The organism is Streptomyces avicenniae (assembly GCF_000719135.1).
Taxonomy (GTDB): domain Bacteria; phylum Actinomycetota; class Actinomycetes; order Streptomycetales; family Streptomycetaceae; genus Streptomyces; species Streptomyces avicenniae.
This window is the reverse complement of sequence record NZ_JOEK01000005.1, coordinates 209,237-226,325: the sequence shown is the minus strand read 5'-3', so window position 1 is coordinate 226,325 and position 17,089 is coordinate 209,237. Positions and strand designations below refer to the sequence as shown.

The 17,089-nt window shown below is 72.2% G+C and carries 18 protein-coding genes; 8 read left to right on the top strand and 10 right to left on the bottom strand.

What is annotated here, in order from left to right:
- Positions 1 to 23: 23 nt before the first annotated feature.
- Positions 24 to 860: an SCO4651 family lipoprotein gene (locus IF27_RS11150; protein WP_052849291.1), complete on the top strand. Its 837-nt coding sequence runs from the start codon at positions 24 to 26 to the stop codon at positions 858 to 860.
- A gap of 27 nt (positions 861 to 887) precedes the next feature.
- Here IF27_RS11150 and IF27_RS11145 read toward each other — a convergent pair whose 3' ends face one another.
- Entirely contained in the window at positions 888 to 1,250 is a 363-nt protein-coding gene (locus tag IF27_RS11145) for a metal-sensitive transcriptional regulator (protein ID WP_052849290.1), read from the bottom strand.
- Between the two features lie 196 nt (positions 1,251 to 1,446).
- Between IF27_RS11145 and pstS the strand changes: the two genes are divergently transcribed.
- From pstS to IF27_RS11120, 5 genes are all read left to right on the top strand, one after another.
- Complete coding sequence (pstS, locus tag IF27_RS11140; protein ID WP_223291005.1) at positions 1,447 to 2,550, top strand: phosphate ABC transporter substrate-binding protein PstS; 1,104 nt, start codon at positions 1,447 to 1,449, stop codon at positions 2,548 to 2,550.
- Positions 2,547 to 3,506 (top strand): phosphate ABC transporter permease subunit PstC, encoded by a 960-nt coding sequence (gene pstC, locus IF27_RS11135; protein WP_052849288.1) that lies wholly within the window; start codon positions 2,547 to 2,549, stop codon positions 3,504 to 3,506. Before pstS ends, pstC begins: the two co-directional genes overlap by 4 nt.
- Positions 3,503 to 4,579 (top strand): phosphate ABC transporter permease PstA, encoded by a 1,077-nt coding sequence (gene pstA, locus IF27_RS11130; protein WP_052849287.1) that lies wholly within the window; start codon positions 3,503 to 3,505, stop codon positions 4,577 to 4,579. The genes pstC and pstA overlap by 4 nt, the downstream gene beginning before the upstream one ends.
- Before the next feature lie 69 nt (positions 4,580 to 4,648).
- Positions 4,649 to 5,428, top strand: a complete 780-nt coding sequence (gene pstB / locus IF27_RS11125) for a phosphate ABC transporter ATP-binding protein PstB (protein ID WP_052849286.1) — start codon at positions 4,649 to 4,651, stop codon at positions 5,426 to 5,428.
- Between the two features lie 114 nt (positions 5,429 to 5,542).
- Positions 5,543 to 6,415 (top strand): aldo/keto reductase, encoded by an 873-nt coding sequence (locus tag IF27_RS11120; RefSeq protein ID WP_052849285.1) that lies wholly within the window; start codon positions 5,543 to 5,545, stop codon positions 6,413 to 6,415.
- An 8-nt stretch (positions 6,416 to 6,423) separates the two neighbouring features.
- Here IF27_RS11120 and IF27_RS11115 read toward each other — a convergent pair whose 3' ends face one another.
- The 3 genes from IF27_RS11115 to IF27_RS11105 all read right to left on the bottom strand — a co-directional run bounded on the left by IF27_RS11115 (position 6,424) and on the right by IF27_RS11105 (position 9,264).
- The gene (locus tag IF27_RS11115; protein ID WP_190232903.1) at positions 6,424 to 7,380 is read right to left on the bottom strand and encodes an MBL fold metallo-hydrolase; all 957 of its coding nucleotides are present in this window, start codon (positions 7,378 to 7,380) and stop codon (positions 6,424 to 6,426) included.
- A gap of 181 nt (positions 7,381 to 7,561) precedes the next feature.
- Entirely contained in the window at positions 7,562 to 8,524 is a 963-nt protein-coding gene (locus IF27_RS11110; protein WP_190232906.1) for a CehA/McbA family metallohydrolase, read from the bottom strand.
- A gap of 128 nt (positions 8,525 to 8,652) precedes the next feature.
- Complete coding sequence (locus IF27_RS11105) at positions 8,653 to 9,264, bottom strand: TetR/AcrR family transcriptional regulator (protein WP_052849282.1); 612 nt, start codon at positions 9,262 to 9,264, stop codon at positions 8,653 to 8,655.
- Positions 9,265 to 9,404: 140 nt separating this feature from the next.
- On the opposite strand from IF27_RS11105, the gene IF27_RS11100 reads away from it, so the two are divergent.
- Positions 9,405 to 10,364 carry an alpha/beta hydrolase family protein gene (locus IF27_RS11100; protein WP_052849281.1) on the top strand — a complete coding sequence of 320 codons (960 nt, stop codon included), beginning with the start codon at positions 9,405 to 9,407 and terminating at the stop codon, positions 10,362 to 10,364.
- A 99-nt stretch (positions 10,365 to 10,463) separates the two neighbouring features.
- Here IF27_RS11100 and IF27_RS11095 read toward each other — a convergent pair whose 3' ends face one another.
- The 3 genes from IF27_RS11095 to IF27_RS11085 are packed head-to-tail and all read right to left on the bottom strand — an operon-like array spanning position 10,464 to position 12,928.
- Positions 10,464 to 11,255 carry an ABC transporter permease gene (locus IF27_RS11095; RefSeq protein WP_052849280.1) on the bottom strand — a complete coding sequence of 264 codons (792 nt, stop codon included), beginning with the start codon at positions 11,253 to 11,255 and terminating at the stop codon, positions 10,464 to 10,466.
- Positions 11,252 to 12,244, bottom strand: a complete 993-nt coding sequence (locus tag IF27_RS11090; protein ID WP_052849279.1) for an ATP-binding cassette domain-containing protein — start codon at positions 12,242 to 12,244, stop codon at positions 11,252 to 11,254. Before IF27_RS11090 ends, IF27_RS11095 begins: the two co-directional genes overlap by 4 nt.
- Before the next feature lie 12 nt (positions 12,245 to 12,256).
- The gene (locus IF27_RS11085; RefSeq protein WP_052849278.1) at positions 12,257 to 12,928 is read right to left on the bottom strand and encodes a DUF4097 family beta strand repeat-containing protein; all 672 of its coding nucleotides are present in this window, start codon (positions 12,926 to 12,928) and stop codon (positions 12,257 to 12,259) included.
- Between the two features lie 218 nt (positions 12,929 to 13,146).
- Here IF27_RS11085 and IF27_RS11080 point away from each other — a divergent pair, with 218 nt between their 5' ends.
- Positions 13,147 to 13,917: a GbsR/MarR family transcriptional regulator gene (locus IF27_RS11080; protein ID WP_052849277.1), complete on the top strand. Its 771-nt coding sequence runs from the start codon at positions 13,147 to 13,149 to the stop codon at positions 13,915 to 13,917.
- Positions 13,918 to 13,935: 18 nt separating this feature from the next.
- Here IF27_RS11080 and IF27_RS11075 read toward each other — a convergent pair whose 3' ends face one another.
- The 3 genes from IF27_RS11075 to tgmB form a co-directional block, all read right to left on the bottom strand.
- On the bottom strand, positions 13,936 to 14,805 hold the full coding sequence (locus tag IF27_RS11075) for a glycosyltransferase family 2 protein (RefSeq protein ID WP_052849276.1): 870 nt from the start codon (positions 14,803 to 14,805) through the stop codon (positions 13,936 to 13,938).
- A 106-nt stretch (positions 14,806 to 14,911) separates the two neighbouring features.
- Entirely contained in the window at positions 14,912 to 16,138 is a 1,227-nt protein-coding gene (gene tgmC, locus IF27_RS11070) for an ATP-grasp peptide maturase system methyltransferase (RefSeq protein ID WP_052849366.1), read from the bottom strand.
- Entirely contained in the window at positions 16,092 to 17,084 is a 993-nt protein-coding gene (tgmB, locus tag IF27_RS11065; protein WP_052849275.1) for an ATP-grasp ribosomal peptide maturase, read from the bottom strand. The genes tgmC and tgmB overlap by 47 nt, the downstream gene beginning before the upstream one ends.
- Positions 17,085 to 17,089 lie beyond the last annotated feature (5 nt).

Here is a 17,089-nt window from a genome sequence, read left to right as displayed (position 1 = left end):
GGTTATGGGGGTGTCGGCAGGCCATGGCTGCGCGGCGCACACTCAGGAACGGCACGGTCGCCCTGCTCGCGGCCGGGGTGACGCTGGCGGCCTCCGGGTGTTCCGGCACCGGCGCGGCGGCCGAGGGCGGCGGTGGCGCCGGAGGCGCGGCGGACGCGCGGGAGGTCGTCAGGCGGGCCCCCGACGTGCTCGCGGGGTCGGGCACCTCGCACGCGTTCACGGCGCTGCGCATGGCGTCGGGCGGGACGCGCATCACGATCGAGGGCGAGGGCCGTTTCGACTACGGGGAGCGGACGGGCGAGCTGCGCCTGACGCTGCCGGAGGGCGAGCGGGTCACGGAGGTGTTCGTGCCCGGGCTGCTCTACATCAAGAACCGGGGCGCGGGCGTGCCCGCCGACAAGTGGGTCCGCATCGACACCGGCGCCGTGCGGGACGGCAACCTGGTCACCGGCGGCGCCACCGACCCGATCACGGCCGCCGAGCTGCTGCGCGGGGTGACGTACGCCGCCGATCTCGGCTGGGCCGAGGTGGACGGCGAGCGGCTGCGGCACTACCGGGGCGTCACCGACATCGCGACGGCCGCCGAGCGGGCGACCGGCGGGGCGCGGGAGCAGCTGGCGACCGCCGTGGGCGGCTTCACGCGGACGCAGGTGCCGTTCGACGTCTACCTGGACGCGCGGGGGCTGCTGCGGAAGGTCAGGCATCAGTTCAGCTTCGCCGGGGGCGGCGGTGGCGGCGGGGGCACGGGCCCCGGCGGTGGTGTCGAGGTGGCGTCCACGGTGACCCTGCGCGATTTCGGGGCACCCGTGGACGTGGTGCTGCCCGCGTCGGACGACGTGTTCGCGGGAGCGGTGGTGTAACGGTTCAGCACGCCGGGCGGCGGCGTGTCAGGTGCGCAGCAGCCGTGCGATCGCGGCCGTCGCCTCCTCGACCTTGGCGTCGATGCCGGGCCCGCCCTCCTGGGCGGCGTGGGCGACGCAGTGCCGCAGGTGTTCCTCCAGGAGTTGGAGGGCGAACGACTGGAGGGCCTTGGTGGAGGCGGAGACCTGGGTGAGTATGTCGATGCAGTACACGTCCTCCTCGACCATCCGCTGGAGGCCACGGACCTGGCCCTCGATGCGGCGCAGCCGTTTGAGGTGCGCGTCCTTGTCCTTGCTGTACCCGTGCGGCCCCGACGGCGCCGCCGCCTCGGCGTCGGTCTCCGCCCCGGCCGCCGTACCCGACGCCGCGAAAGCGCTCGAACTGGTCATATCGGTACTCCCGGACTCTTATACCCCTGATGGGTATAGCGTAACGAATGCGCGCGAGGGCAGGCAGTAAGGTGCAGCTTCCGGGCAACCTGTCCGTCCGCTGGGGTTCATCTCCACTTCACTTACGGCCTTCGATCACTTCACCTTGGCTGCCTACTTTCGAACGTAAGTGGCAACGGGAAGGAACGACACGACAGTGAAGCTACGCCTCGGCGCGGCGGTCCTGGCCTTGAGTGCGCTGGGCCTCACTGCCTGCGGATCGGACGACAACTCCGGCCTTCCCGGTGCCGTGCGCTTCTCCCCGAAGGACGTGCACTGCGCCTCGGGCGACCGCACGCTCCTGGCGTCGGGCTCCAGCGCGCAGGCCAACGCGATGGAGGTCTGGGTGAACAGTTACCAGGCCAATTGTGACGGCGGCCGGATCAACTACAAGGCGACCGGCTCCGGCGCGGGCGTCCAGGAGTTCCTCCAGGGCACCACCGCGTTCGCGGGCTCGGACTCGGAGCTGTCCGAGGGGGAGATCGAGGAGTCGCGCTCCGTCTGCCAGGACGAGGGCCGCGCGATCCATCTGCCGATGCTGGCCGGGCCGATCGCCATCGGCTACAACCTGCCGGGCGTGGACGGCCTGGTGCTCGACGCCCCCACGCTCGCCGCGATCTTCGACTCCGCGATCGACCGCTGGGACGACCCGGCCCTCGCCCGCCTGAACCCGGACGTGGCGCTGCCCGACCTGCCGATCACCGCGTTCCACCGCTCCGACGGCTCGGGCACCACCGACAACTTCACCTCCTACCTGCGCGCCGCCGCCCCCGACGCCTGGCCGCACGAGCCGGACAAGGCGTGGCGCGGCCGGGGCGGGCAGTCGGCTGACGGCTCCTCCGGCCTCGTCGGGCAGGTGCAGCAGACCGAGGGCGCCATCTCCTACTTCGAGCTGTCCTACGCCCACCAGAACGGGGTGGACACCGCGCGGATCGACACCGGCGGCGGGCAGCCCGTCGCCGCCGACGTGGACACCGCCTCCAACGCCCTCGCGCAGGCGGACGTCGTCGGGGAGGACGGCGACCTGGTCCTCGACCTCGACTTCGCGACCCGTGAACCGGACGTCTACCCGATCGTCCTGGTCACCTACGAGATCGTCTGCGACCGGGGCAACGCCCCCGGCACCCTGCCGCTGACCAGGGCCTTCCTCGAATACACCGCCGGCGAGCAGGGGCAGCGCGACCTCGCCGACATCGACTACGCGCCGCTGTCGCCCGACATCGTCGAGCAGGTCCGCGCGCGCGTGGAGGAGCTGTCATGACGCGGACCGCCGAGCGCGCCGCCGAGCGGACCGCGGAACGTCCTGGCGACCGGATCTTCAGCGCGCTGTCCCGGGGTTCCGGCATCGCCCTGCTGGTGATCATGGCGGCCATCGCCGTCTTCCTCGCCATCAGGGCCGCGATCGCCATCTCCCGCGACGAGGGGAACTTCCTCACCACCTTCGAGTGGGACGCCAACGCCGATCCGCCGGTCTTCGGCATCGCCGTGCTCCTGTTCGGCACGGTCGTCAGCTCCGTCATCGCGATGGCGATCGCCGTGCCGGTGGCGACCGGGATCGCGCTGTTCATCTCGCACTACGCGCCCCGCCGCGTCGCCGCGACGTTCAGCTACCTCGTGGACCTGCTGGCCGCCGTGCCGAGCATCATCTACGGCCTGTGGGGGGCGCTGTACCTGGTGCCGCGCATGGGCGGGCTGTACGACTGGCTGGACCAGTTCTTCGGCTGGACGGGCATCTTCGCCTACGACGGGACGCCCGCCCGTTCCCTGATGACGGTCGGCATCCTGCTGGCGATCATGATCCTGCCGATCATCACCAGCGTGACCCGCGAGGTGTTCCGGCAGACGCCGAAGAGCAACCAGGAGGCGGCGCTCGCGCTGGGCGCGACCCGCTGGGAGGTCATCCGCATGACCGTCCTGCCGTTCTCCCGCTCCGGCATCATCAGCGCCTCGATGCTGGGCCTCGGGCGCGCGCTGGGCGAGACGATGGCGGTGGCGACGGTGCTCTCGCCCAGCTTCCTCATCAACGCCAGCCTGCTGGAGTCGGGCGGCGCGACCTTCGCGCAGAACATCGCGAGCCAGTTCAAGGAGGCGGGCTCCATGGGCCGTGACGCGCTGATCGCGTCAGGTCTGGTGCTCTTCCTCCTCACCCTGCTCGTCAATGGCGCGGCGCGGCTGATCATCGCGCGCCGCAAGGAGTACTCGGGGACAGCCGCATGAGCGAGCAGCACCTGGACACCACCGAGCGCGGCACCGCCGTGCCCCTGGCCACGCTGCGTCCGCCGCGCCTGCCACGCTGGGCGCCGGGGGCGCTGCTGGTCGGCTCGGTCGCGTTCGCCGTGGTCGTGGGCGTCGTGGGCCGCCTGCACAGCCATCTCCAGTGGGGCCTGATCGCGGCCGTCGTCTTCGTCGCCGCCACCTTCGGCCTCGCCTGGCGCGTGGAGGGCAGACGGCACGCCGTGGACCGGCTCGCGTCGCTCCTCGTCTGGGCGTGCTTCCTCGTCGCGCTGCTGCCGCTGGCGTCGCTGCTGTACGAGACGGTGCGGCGCGGAGTGCCGCACGTGGACTGGTACTTCCTCACCCACTCCATGAACGGCGTCCTCAGCTGGCAGGCGGGCGGCGGCATCTACCACGCGCTCCTCGGCACGGTGGAACAGGTGGCCATCGCCTCGGTCATCGCCATCCCGATCGGCCTGCTGACCGCCGTCTACCTGGTGGAGTACGGGCGGGGGCGGCTGGCGAAGGCGATCACGTTCTTCGTGGACGTCATGACGGGCATCCCGTCCATCGTCGCCGGCCTGTTCATCCTCAGCCTGTGGATCATGATGCTGGACTTCGGCTACTCGGGCTTCGCCGGTGCCATGGCGCTGTCGATCCTGATGATGCCGATCGTCGTGCGCTCCACCGAGGAGATGCTGAAGCTGGTGCCCGCCGAGCTGCGGGAGGCGTCGCTGGCGCTCGGTGTGCCCAAGTGGCGCACGATCCTGCGGGTCGTCCTGCCGACGGCCATCGGCGGCATCGCGACCGGCGTGATGCTGGCGCTGGCGCGCATCGCGGGCGAGACGGCGCCGATAATCCTCCTGGTCTTCGGCACCAACATGATCAACGGCAACGTGTTCGAGGGCGCGCAGTCGTCCCTGCCGCTGTACGTGTACGAGCAGTGGTCGTTCGGCACCGAGGCCGCGTACGACCGGGCGTGGGCGGCGGCGCTGGTGCTCATCGCGTTCGTCATGATCCTCAACCTGGCCGCCCGCGCCGTCGCCCGCTGGAAGGCGCCGAAGGCCAGCCGCTGAGGCCCCACCCGCCGACGCCCCGCCCGCCGCACGAGTCACCCCGAGAGACAGAGAGAAGCGACACCGATCATGGCCAAACGCATCGACGTGAACGGCCTCACCGCCTACTACGGGACGCACCGGGCGATCGAGGACATCACCATGCACGTGGAGCCCGGCGCGGTGACGGCCTTCATCGGCCCGTCGGGCTGCGGCAAGTCCACGTTCCTGCGCACCCTCAACCGCATGCACGAGGTCACGCCGGGCGGCCGGGTCGAGGGCAAGGTGCTCCTGGACAACGAGGACCTGTACGGCCCGGGCGTGGACCCCGTCTCCGTGCGCCGCACGGTCGGCATGGTCTTCCAGCGGCCGAACCCGTTCCCCACCATGTCGATCTACGACAACGTGGCCGCCGGGCTCAAGCTGAACGGCACGCGCTACAAGAAGTCCGAGCTGGACGACATCGTGGAGAAGAACCTCCGCGCCGCCAACCTGTGGAACGAGGTCAAGGACCGCCTCGCCCGCCCCGGCGCCGGACTGTCCGGCGGCCAGCAGCAGCGCCTGTGCATCGCCCGCGCCACGGCCGTGGAGCCCGACGTCCTGCTGATGGACGAGCCGTGCTCCGCGCTCGACCCCATCTCGACGCTGGCCATCGAGGACCTGATCGACAAGCTGAAGACGCGCTACACGATCGTCATCGTCACGCACAACATGCAGCAGGCCGCCCGCGTCTCGGACCGCACGGCGTTCTTCAACCTCGCGGCGATCGGCCAGCCGGGCAAGCTCATCGAGATCGACGCGACGCAGAAGATCTTCCGCAACCCGTCCGTGCAGGCCACCGAGGACTACATCTCCGGCCGCTTCGGCTGACCGGCGCACGCGTCCGGCGGCGTACGGGCGCACCGGCGCGCTGCTCCACCGGATCGGGGCGGGCGGTCGTTACGTTGCGTGGTGGCAGCCACCACACGAGGGGAACGACCACCCATGACCGACGACCAGCGTCCCGCCACCGCCTCCGGCAGCTTCCTGATCGGCGGCGACCTGCCCGTCACCCGCCTCGGCTTCGGCGTCATGCAGCTGCCGGGGCCCGGCGTCTGGGGCGAGCCGCGCGACCGGGACGAGGCCTTGCGCGTCCTGCGCCGCACGCGCGACCTGGGCATCACGCTCATCGACACCGCCGACGCCTACGGCCCCTTCACCGCCGACCTGCTCCTGCGCGAGGCCCTGCACCCGTACGACGACGAGCTGGTCATCGCCACGAAGGTCGGCTTCGTCCGGCAGGGCCCCGGGCAGTGGGCGGCGGTCGGCCGCCCCGCGTACCTGCGCCAGCAGACCGAGCTGAACCTGCGCCACCTCGGCGTCGAGCGCATCGACCTGCTCCAGCTGCACCGCATCGACGCCGAGGTGCCGCTCGCCGACCAGATCGGCGAGCTGGGCGCCCTGCGCGACGAGGGCAAGGTCCGGCACATCGGCCTCAGCCAGGTGAGCGTGGCCCAGCTGACGCAGGCGCGGGAGATCGCCCCGATCGTCTCCGTCCAGAACCGCTACAACCTGGCCGAGCGCGACGACGAGGACGTCCTCGCGTACGCCGAGGCCAACGGCATCGCGTTCATCCCCTGGCACCCGCTGGCCACCGGCGGCCTGGTCGCGGAGAACGGCCCGCTCGGCCGGATCGCCGCCGACCGCGGGCTGCGGCCCTCCCAGCTCGCGCTGGCCTGGCTGCTGCGCCGCTCCCCCGTCCTCCTCCCGATCCCCGGCACGTCGTCCGTGAAGCACCTGGAGGAGAACACGGCGGCGGCCGAAGTGCGCCTGTCCGACGACGAGTTCGCCGCCCTGTCACAGGCCGTCGCGTCCTGACGCGGCGATCAGCGGCCGTCGTGCTGGTGCTGCTCGGGCAGCAGGCTCCCGGCGTGGGCCCAGGGCAGGACGTTGCCGAGGCGCCCGCCGTCCGCCTCCCGCGCGAAGAAGTCGAGGACCTCCCGGTCCGAGTGGCGCAGGCTGAAGTGGGTCAGGACGAACAGGGTGTGCCGGTGGGCCTCGACCACCGGCCGCAGGTCGCTCCACAGGGTGTGCCCGACCCGGTCGGCCCGCTCCCGCTCGCTGTCGTGCAGGAACGTGCACTCGGTGATGATCACCGGATACGCGAAGAGCCACGGGTTCCGCGCGAACACGCTGACGTGCGTGTCGCCGAGGAAGGCGAACAGCGGTCGCCGCACCTCCTGTTCGACCGCGACGCCCGCCTTCCGCCGCGCGGCCACGAGACGCCCGAACTCGCCGCCACGTCCCTGCCCGGCCAGCGAGCGGCGCAGCTCCTCGTACTCGGGCAGCAGCGCCTTGCCGACCTCGGAGACGGCGTACCCCACACAGGGCACCTTGTGCACGCACTCCACGACCCGTACGTGGTGGCGCCGCCCTCGCCCGAAGGTGAACTCGTCGCCCTGCCGCACCCCGTGCAGCCGGTGGCCCCCGCCGAGGCCGGGGTCGTACGCCGCGCCGTGGTTCAACTCCGCCGACGCCCGCAGGAAGGACTCCGCGAACGGCACGGCCTCGGCGGGCAGATAGATGTCGGTGCCCGGCCTGGAGGCGAGGAAGTCGAGGTCCTTCACGTGGTCGGCGTGGGTGTGGGTGAGCAGCACCGTGTCGGCCTGGCGTCCCTCGCACAGCCCGGCGTCCAGCGCGCACCGCAGCTCGGGGATGTGGAGGAACGTCTTGTCGTTGGCGCGCGAGTAGCCGGTGAGGGTGAGCCCGGTGCCGGGCATCTCCCACGTCTTCCACTGGCGGAACGGGTGCCCGCGTTCGAGCCGTGCGGGAGGGTTCGTCATGGCCGCGTCTCCTGGACGTCCGCGGGCGGACCGGGCGTCCACCGTGATCATGGTCGGCCGATCGTAGACGGACGGAGCGGCGGGCCGCCGCGAATTACTGCTGCTCCAGCACCTGTTGGGCTTCCGCCCTCTTGGCGGCCCGGTGGCCACCGTCCCGCGCCGTACCGCCGGTCGAGGCGGGTCAGAGCAGGACGACGGGGTTGCTCAGCGCGGCCATCAGCCCGTCCGCGTACCGCACCTCGACGCGGACGAACGCCGCCTCGGCCGCGTCCCCGCGCCACTCGACGGTGTCCGCCCCGGCGGGCGGCAGCGTGGCGCGGTGCGCCGGGCCGCGCTCCGTGCGCAGCGTGACCGTGCCGTGCGGGACGCCCCGGACGGTGACGCGCACCGTCGCCTCGCCGTCCCCGGCGTCCAGCCGCTCGCCGATCCCGGCCGTGCGGCCGTCCGCCTCGGCCGACACGGCGAGTTCGACGTCGGCCGACGCCGCGATCCAGCTGCGCCCGGCGCGGATGCCCGCGAGGACGGCGGCCGTGGTCAGGTCCTCGGCGAGGACGACGGTCTGCGGGGTGGCGAGCTGCCCGGGGAGGTGCGCGTCGCTGTTGCCCATCGCGGGCCGCCAGCGTCCGCCGCGGTGCAGGTCGGCGGCGAGGAGGCGGCCCCACTCGGCGAGCGCGGCCTCGTTGTCCGCCTGCCACGGCACGTCGGACGACCAGGCGCCGTTCCAGACCTCGACGGCGTCGAAGCCGTCGTAGGGGTACAGGAAGGTGCCGGACGGGTAGGGCGCGTGCGGATGCGCGGCGACGCACAGCCCTCCGGCGCGGTGCACGTCGTCCAGGTGCCGCCCGATGACGCCGTCGCGCACGCCGTGGTCCCAGGGCACGAGCTGCCCGGCGCGGATGCCGAGCGCGAGCCAGTGCCCGGTCCTGGTCGTGACCTCCTCGCCGAGCACCACCAGCAGGTCGTCGTCCGCGTACGGCGCCCAGGCGCCTTGCGGGGCGGCCGAGTTGTGCTCGGTGGTCGCGATGAAGTCGAGCCCGGCGGCCCGTGCCTCCGCCGCGAGCCGCTCCGGCGTCAGCTCGCCGTCCGAATGGACCGAGTGCACATGGCAGTCGCCCCGGTACCACCCTCGTCCGCGCCGCGCCATCGCCCGCCAGCCCCCTTCTGCCCCCGCGCCCGTCCCGTCCGGCCGCACCGTCCCTCTTGTATCACCGGGCGCGGGCCGGAAACGCGGCTTCGCCAGGAGCGGAGGGGAGCGGAGCCGCGGGCGGGCGGTCACGCCGCGCCGCCGCCCGGCGGGGGCTCCCGGCGCAGCCCGTCGAGCAGCAGCCCGATCAGGCGGCGCGGTTCGTAGCGGGGGTCGGTGTCCCGCCCGATGCACAGGTTGCCGATGCCGCGCAGGAGTTCGTAGGGCTGGACGTCCGCCCTGATCTCCCCGGCGTCGGCCGCGGCGTCGAGGAGCGCGGCGCAGACCGGCAGCAGGCGGTCGAGGAAGTGCGTGTGGAGCGCGGCGAAGCGTTCGCTGTCCGACTGGAGGGCGTCCGCGAGCCCGTGCTTCGTGACGAGGAAGTCGGTGAAGAGGTCGATCCACCCGGTCAGCGCGTCGAACGGCGCGTCGGCGTCGGCCAGCAGACGCGGGCCCGCCTGCGCGCACGCCTCGATCTGGTGCCGGTAGACGGCGGTGACGAGGTCGGCCCTGGTCGGGAAGTGGCGGTAGACCGTCGCCATGCCGACCCCCGCCCGTGCCGCGATCCGGCGGATCGGCGCGTCCACGCCCGAGGTCGCGAACACCTCGGCCGTGGCGCTGAGCACCGCCTCGCGGTTGCGCAGCGCGTCGGCCCGCGTGCTCCGGGGCGACGGCTCGTCGGCGGGACTCTCGGTGGGCATGACGCCATCCTTCCAGCGCGGCTTGACAAAACGGAGCGGTGTTCCGGATGCTGAAACGGAGCAATGCTCCACTTCAGCTCGGCCGAAGCGGAGAACTCCTGACCGCCCCGTCGGTCCGCAGAAAGGGCAGCCACCGCCTCATGAGCACATCCTCCGCCACCGCCGCCACCCCGGGCGCGCCCGTCCCCGTCCTGTCCTACAGCCCGGTCACGCTGCCGGTGCCGGGCCGTCCCGTGGACCTCCAGGTCCGCGTCACCGCGCCCGAGTCAGGGACAGGACTGCCCGTCGTCCTGCTCTCGCACGGACAGGGGCCGTCCCAGCACCTCTCCTCCCTCGACGGCTACGCGCCGCTGGCCGCCCGCTGGGCCGCCCAGGGCTTCGTCGTCGTCCAGCCCACCCACCTCTCCTCCAGGACGCTGACCCACCTGGTCGCCGACGCCCCGGGGGCGCCGTTCTTCTGGCGCTCGCGCGCCGAGGACATGACCCACCTCCTCGACCGGCTCGACGCGATCGAGAAGGCCGTCCCGCTGCTGGCCGGCCGGATCGACCATGGCAGGATCGCCGCCGCCGGGCACTCCTTCGGCGGTTTCACCACCGCCACCCTGCTCGGAGCCGGGCTCACCGACCCCGACACCGGCGCGCGCGTGGACCTGCGCGACCCCCGGATCGCGACGGGCGTCCTCCTCGCCGCGCCCGGCAGGGGCGACGTCCTGAACGGGCCCATGGGCGGCGCGCTGCCCGTCCTCACGACCCTCGACTTCTCCACGATGACCACCCCCGCGCTGGTCGTCGTCGGCGACGCGGACGACCCCCGGCACTTCACGGACGTGGGCCCCGCCTGGCACGCCGACCCCTACACCCTCGCCCCCGGCCCCACGTCCCTGCTCACCCTCTTCGACGCGGGGCACGCGCTCGGCGGAATCCCCGGATTCGACGCCGCCGAGACCACGGACGAGAGCCCCGAGCGGGTCGCCGCCGTCGCCCGCCTCACCGCCGCCTACCTGCGCAGCCGCCTCTTCCCCGGCGACCCTGCCTGGCAGGACGCGCGCGACGCGCTGGCCTCGGAGCCGGGCCCGCTCGGACGCGTCGAGTCCAAGTAACCCCCGCGCGCACGCGAGGCGGCGCACGCCGACCGTACGTCGGGGTGCGCCGCCTCGCGTGGTACGGGCCGCGGGGGATCGCCCGCGCCGTCACGACGCCTACCGCGGGTCGCGGTCGAAGGTGGCCGTGGACCAGAAGTAGCCGAGCGCCGCGAGCCCGAGGCACCAGGCCAGGGCCAGCCAGCCGTTGTGGCCGATCCCGGTACCGAGCAGCAGCCCGCGCAGCGTCTCGATCGCCGGGGTGAAGGGCTGGTACTCGGCGATCGGGCGGAACCAGCCCGGCATGGTCTCCACCGGGATGAACGCGCTGGACAGGAGCGGCAGCAGGATCATCGGCATCGCGTTGTTGCTGGCCGCCTCGGCGTTCGGGCTGACCAGGCCCATCCCGACCGCGACCCAGGTCAGCGCCGAGGCGAAGAGCACGACCAGCCCGAACGCGGCGAGCCACTCAAGCGCCGTCGCGTCCGTGGAGCGGAAGCCGATGGCCAGGCCGACGGCGCCGACGAGGACCGCGCTCATCGCGCACTGGAGCACGCTGCCGACGACGTGCCCGACGAGCACCGAGCCGCGGTGGATCGCCATCGTGCGGAAGCGGGCGACGATGCCCTCGGACATGTCGGTGGAGACGGAGACCGCCGTCCCGATGACGGTGCTGCCGATGGTCATCAGCAGGATGCCGGGGAGGATGTAGGCGATGTAGTCGGCGCGGTCCGCGCCCCCGCCGCCGATGCCCGCGCTCATCACGTCGCCGAAGACGTAGACGAAGAGCAGGAGCAGCATCACGGGCGTGAGCAGCAGGTTCAGGGTGAGGGACGGGTAGCGGCGGGCGTGCAGGAGGTTGCGCCGCAGCATGGTGTTCGAGTCGCGGACGGCGAGGGCGAGGGCGCTCATCGGACGGTCTCCTCGGGCTGGGTGGTCCGGTCGGTCCGGTCGGTCTTGGTCTGGGTGGGCACGGCGGAGCCGGTGAGGGCGAAGAAGACGTCGTCGAGGTCGGGCGTGTGGACGGTCAGTTCGTCCGCCTCGACGGCCGCGGCGTCCAGCCGGTCGAGCAGCGCGCGCAGGTCGCGCTGGCCGCCGTCGCTGGGGACCTGGAGGGACAGCGCCTCGTCGTCGCGGGCGGCCTCGCCCAGCGCCGTGGCGGCGGACCGGTAGACGTCCGGGTCGGTGAAGCGCAGCCGGACGTGCCCGCCGGGGACGAGCCGTTTCAGCTCGGCGGCGCTGCCCTCGGCCGCGATCTGCCCGCCGTTCAGGACGGCGATCCGGTCGGCGAGCTGGTCGGCCTCGTCCAGGTACTGGGTGGTGAGGAAGACGGTGACGCCGCCGGTGACCAGCTCGCGGATGATCCCCCACATGGTGTGACGCGAGCGCGGGTCCAGGCCGGTGGTCGGCTCGTCCAGGAAGATGATCCGCGGGCCGCCGACCAGCGTCATGGCGATGTCGAGGCGCCGCTTCATGCCGCCCGAGTAGGTGGACGCGGGCTTCTTCGCGGCCTCCACCAGGTCGAAGCGCTCCAGCAGTTCGGCGGCGACCCGTCGCCCGTCGGGGCGGGGGAGGTGGTGCAGGTCCGCCATCAGCAGCATGTTCTCCTCGCCGGTGATCAGGCCGTCCACGGCGGAGAACTGCCCGGTGACGCCGATCGTGGCGCGGATCGCCTGCGCGTCGGTCGCGAGGTCGTGGCCGCCGACGCGGATCGGGCCGGAGCCGGGGCCGGGGGAGACGAGGGTGGAGAGGATCTTGACGGCGGTGGTCTTGCCCGCGCCGTTCGGGCCGAGGAGGGAGAAGATCGTGCCCTCGGGGACGGTCAGGTCCACACCGTCCAGGACGGTCTTGTCGCCGTAGGACTTGCGCAGCCCGTGCGCGGCGATGGCCGGGTTCGTCATGGTGGGTGCTCCTCAGAGGCTGCGGGCGACGATGTCGCCGTGGGCGGTGGTCGCGTGGAGGGTCAGGGCGGCGTCGGCGCCCTCGCTGTTCCTGAGCGCGTTGCGGATGCGGCCGTGGGCGGTACCGGCGTCGAGGGAGGCGGAGACGCCGTGGGCGGCGCCGACCGTCACGTCGCCCGAGTCGGTGCGCAGCACGACCGTGCCGCGTACGGCCTCGGTGACGCCGATGTCGCCCCTGCGGGTGCTGATCTCGGCGGGGCCGTCCAGGCGGCCGACGGTGATGTCGCCGTCCTGGAGGGTGAGGCGGGCGCTCGCGGTCTCGTCGAGCTTGACCGAGCCCCGTGCGGCTTCGTAGGTGACCTCGCCCAGGCGGCCGACGCCCCGCAGTTCGGCGTCGGCCGCCTTCGCCTCGACGCGGGAACCGGCGGGCAGCTGGACGGTCACCTCGACCGATCCGGGGCTGCCGAGCGCCCGGTTCCTCGGCGGCGCGGACTCGATCCGCAGGACGCCCTCGTCGTAGGCGACCGTGACCTGTTCCGCCGCCTTCACATCGCGGCCCTTGGCGGCGTCGGCTGGCAGGACCTCGACCGTGACGTCGGACCGGTCGGCCGCGATGAGGCGGACGCGTCCCGCGGGGATGTCGAGGACGGCGGAGACGGGGGCGGTGGTGGCGAACTTCTGCATCGTGCTCTCCCTCGGCGTTGTTTTCCGATGCGAGAAAGCTACGTTGCGTTCAGGGATCTGGCAATCAACTCGTTGCACAGCAATGTGATCTGTGCAGCTCAGAGCCATGAAACTGTTGCAATGGGTCTGAAGCCAAAGCAACAGGCGAGACTTGTCGTTGCAATGGATGGTGGTTGACGCTAAGGTGGGCGGCACCTCGGACAGGAAAGGGGACGGCGATGCCGGGAGGCAGGCTCACCCAGCAGGAACGTCGGCAGATCGCGCTGGGCCTGGCCGACGGTCTCGCCTACGCGGAGATCGCCAGGGGGCTCGACCGTCCGACCTCGACCGTCACCCGTGAGGTGCTGCGCAACGGCGGCCCCGGCGGCTACCGCGCCGACCTCGCCCACCGCGCCACCGAGCACCGCGCCCACCGGCGCAGGCAGGCCGTGCCCCGGGGGGCGGCGGCCCCCGCGCGGGCCGACGGGCGCGACGCCGAGGCCGTGCGCGCGTACGAGGAGGTGTTCACGACCGTCCTCATGCAGACCGGCCTGCCCAAGATGATGGCCCGCGTGATGGCCGCCATCTGCATGACGGACGCGGGCAGCCTCACGTCGGCCGAACTCGTCCAGCGCCTCCAGGTCAGCCCGGCGTCCGTCTCCAAGGCGATCACGTTCCTGGAGAGCCAGGGCCTCGCCCGCCGCGAGCGCGACGACCGCCGCCGCGAGCGCTACATCGTGGACGACGACATCTGGTACGACGCGATGAAGGCCAGCGCCCGGTCCAACGCCCAGCTCATCGAGACCGCGCGGCAGGGCGTCGGCGTCCTCGGCCACGGCACCCCGGCCGCCGTGCGCCTGGAGAACATCGCCCGGTTCATGGACTTCGTCAGCGAGAGCATGGCCCGCGCGGCCGAACAGGCCCGCGAGGTGCTGTTCACGAAACCCACGCCCCCGCCGGGCGAGGACGGCGCCGGGGGCGACTCAGGGCCGGACACCGGCCGCCGGTAGACGGCCGTCAGGACGGTCTCACAGCACCGGCGGCCGTCCGAGGCGGGTCATGGTCCACACGGTGGACCAGCGCAGGGGGCGGCGTGTTCCGCAGGGGGTGCGCCAGCCTTCCGCGAAGCCGCCGAACCACGCCCGCAGTCCGGCCGTGTCCCGCGTGCGCGCGAGCGTCAACGCCGTCCAGACGCCCAGGTAGAGGGGCACCAGCGCGGTCGGCAGGTGGCGCCGGGCCAGATAGACGCGGTTGCGGGCGGTGGTCCGGTGGAAGACGGCGTGCCGGGCCGGCGAGGTGCGGGGGTGCTGCAGCAGAAGGCCCGGCTCGTAGACGATCTTCCATCCGGCGTCCAGCGCGCGCCAGGCCAGGTCCGTCTCCTCGTGGGAGAAGAAGAACGCGTCCGGCCAGCCCCCGACCTGCGCCAGCATCCGCTGCGACAGCACGTGCGCCCCGCCGAGGAACGTCGTCACCTGCCCACCGCGCAGCGGGTCACCAGCCCGCAGTCTCGGGACATGGCGGCGCTGGGTGAACCCGGTCTCGTCCGCGATCCGGAACCCGACGATCCCCAACTCCCGGTCGGCCTCGAACATCCGCACGATGCGCGCGAAGTCGGTGTCGGCGACGAGGAGTCCGTCGTCGTCCAGGTCCAGCACCAGGTTCACGTCCCGCAGATGCGCCAGGGCGACGTTCCGCCCGCCGGTCACCCCGAGGTTCTCCGGCAGTTCCACCGCCTGCACCCAGGACGGCAGCGCCAGGTCCGCCAGGGAGCAGCCGTTCCCGATGACCACGGTGCGTGCCGCCGGTGCCGTCTGCGCCCGGACCGAGGCGAGCAGCGCGGCCAGTTCTTCGGGGCGCGTCCCCATAGTGAGGATCGCGACGCCCAGCGTCAGGGCCATCCGGACCGTCCTGCCGGGGAAACGGGAGATGAACACGGAAGAACCGGAGCGTACTCCCCCCGCGCCGCCCGACCGCGCCGTGAGGGCGTGACGGTCGGCGGACGCCTCAGACGCCCAGGCGCAGGTCCGGCATCCGGGGGTGAGACACGTACTGCGTCCGGCCGTTGACGTGGAGGCCGAACTCCTGCTGGCCCGGCCTACCGGCCGCGTCGTAGGCGTCCAGCGTCTCCTCGACGCGTTCCCACAGGCGGACGGGCCCCTTCTCACCCACGCGCCAGGCTCCCTCGCCCCGGGTGAGAACCGCTGCTGATCCGGTCGCCACGTCGATGAGATGGAGGGCGTCGTCGCCGGTCGCGGTCAGTTGCGCGGTGGGTACGGAGGACTGGGCGAGGAAGCGGAGGAAGAACGCCTCCTCGGTCGCGTCCGTGATCCGTGCCGGGCTGTGCCGTGCGTCTCGTCGGGCGGCGGGGACCTCGGCTGCCCAGTGCGCCGGGTTGCCGAAGGGGGGCGGGGCGTCGGTGCGGGCCGACATGAACGAGACCGTCCCGGGCAGCAAGGGGCCCGCCGCCGTGCCGTCGGTGGCGACGGTGAGCAGGACGCGCGCGTACCCGTGCAGCCAACCGCCCAGTGTCACGAGGATCTTGCCGCCGGGGCGTGTCTGTGCGACGAGAGCGGGGGGTACCGTACGGAAGGAGCAGGCGGCGACGATCCGGTCGAAGGGCGACTCCGGCCAGTACCCATGGCGGCCGTCGGCCACCGCGAGGGTGGGTGTGTAGCCGCAGTCGTGGAGCGCGTCGGCTGCCACGGCGAGCCGGTGGTCGTCCACGTCGATGCTGGTCAGGCGGGTGGAGCCGAGACGTTCACCGACGAGGGCGGTGGAGTATCCGCTGCCCGTGCCGATCTCCAGGATGTCGTGTTCCTCGGTGACCTCCGCGTCGCGCCACATGCGCAGGACGAGGGACGGGAGCGTGGACGACGAGGTGGGCGCGCCGCCGTGCCGCGCGCGGGGCGCCGCCCAGTCGGGCTCCTCGCCGTCGAACTGGGTGATCAGCGAGATGTCCGAGTAGGCCGCCGTGAGCCACCGTGGCCGGTCGAGGGCGGCGGTGACCGGCTCCCAGACCGGCAGGCCGTGCTCGTCGGCGGCGCCGGACGGCAGGTAGAAACCGGGGGTGAACCGGTGCCGGGGGACCGCGCGGACCGCGTCGCCCCATCGCTCGTCGCCGACGACCCCGGCTTCCACGAGAGCCTCCGCCAGGCGTTGGCGCAGCCGTGTGGCCTCCGACTCGTCAGCGGGTGACGTGCTCACCGCCGGTCTCCTTCTCCATGAGGACATCGGCGAACGCCTCCGCGATGTCCGTCGCCTCGGGCAGCCAGCCCCACTGTCCGTTCGGGTTGCATTCGATCCAGATCCAGTGCCCCGGGTCATCGGCCGGCCCCGTGAGGGCGAAGTCGAAGCATCCGAAGACCAGATCGAAGGCTGCCAGATAGTGAAACAGAGCCGTTTCGATCGACGGCGGAAGCCGGACCGCCACGTGCGTCAGCTCGTCCCAGTGGCCGCGTCGCCAGTCGAGTTCGTCGTGCGGTGCTGTGATGCGCGTGGCGAAGGCCCTTCTTCCGACCACCGTCACGCGGACGTCGCCGGATTTCGGGATCTCCTTCTGGAACAGATGGGCCGTGACAGAAAGTGAACTGTCGAAGGAGGAGGGCGCGACGCGTTGTGTCCAGATGGCACCGGTTGTGCCGTCCTCCGAAAGGGGGAGGCCACGGAACGTCTTGTAGATGACGGGACCGTGTTCGCGGGCGAACTCTCCTGCCGCCTGGACCTCGTTGGTGATCAACGTGCGGGGAATGGCGAAGCCCAGCTGAGCGGCGATCCGTAGCTGGGTCGGCTTGAAGTCCGCCGCGGTCACAGCCTGCGGATGATTCACGTACCTGGCCGTTGGCAGATTGGCCAGTACACCGCCGAGTCCATGCTTGGCCTCGGCGGTGGCGAATGCTTGCTGCTGCTTGGACAGGTGCGCGAATCGGTTGGCGTACGGCGTGGGACGCCGATAGTAGACAGCCCTGATCTCCTCCAGCCTGACACTCCGCGTGGGCGTGCAGAGGCGTCCGCTCCATTCCCCACTTGCCGCATCGATGTGAGCCTCGAAGGAGAGGCCCCGACCGATGTCTGCCGGATCGACCCGTACGACGGATGAACCCCGCTTGTTGAGCACGTCGATGACCTGGTCGGAAGTGACGTCTTCCAGAGACGTGACGACCAGGACGGTGGAGCGCACCGTGT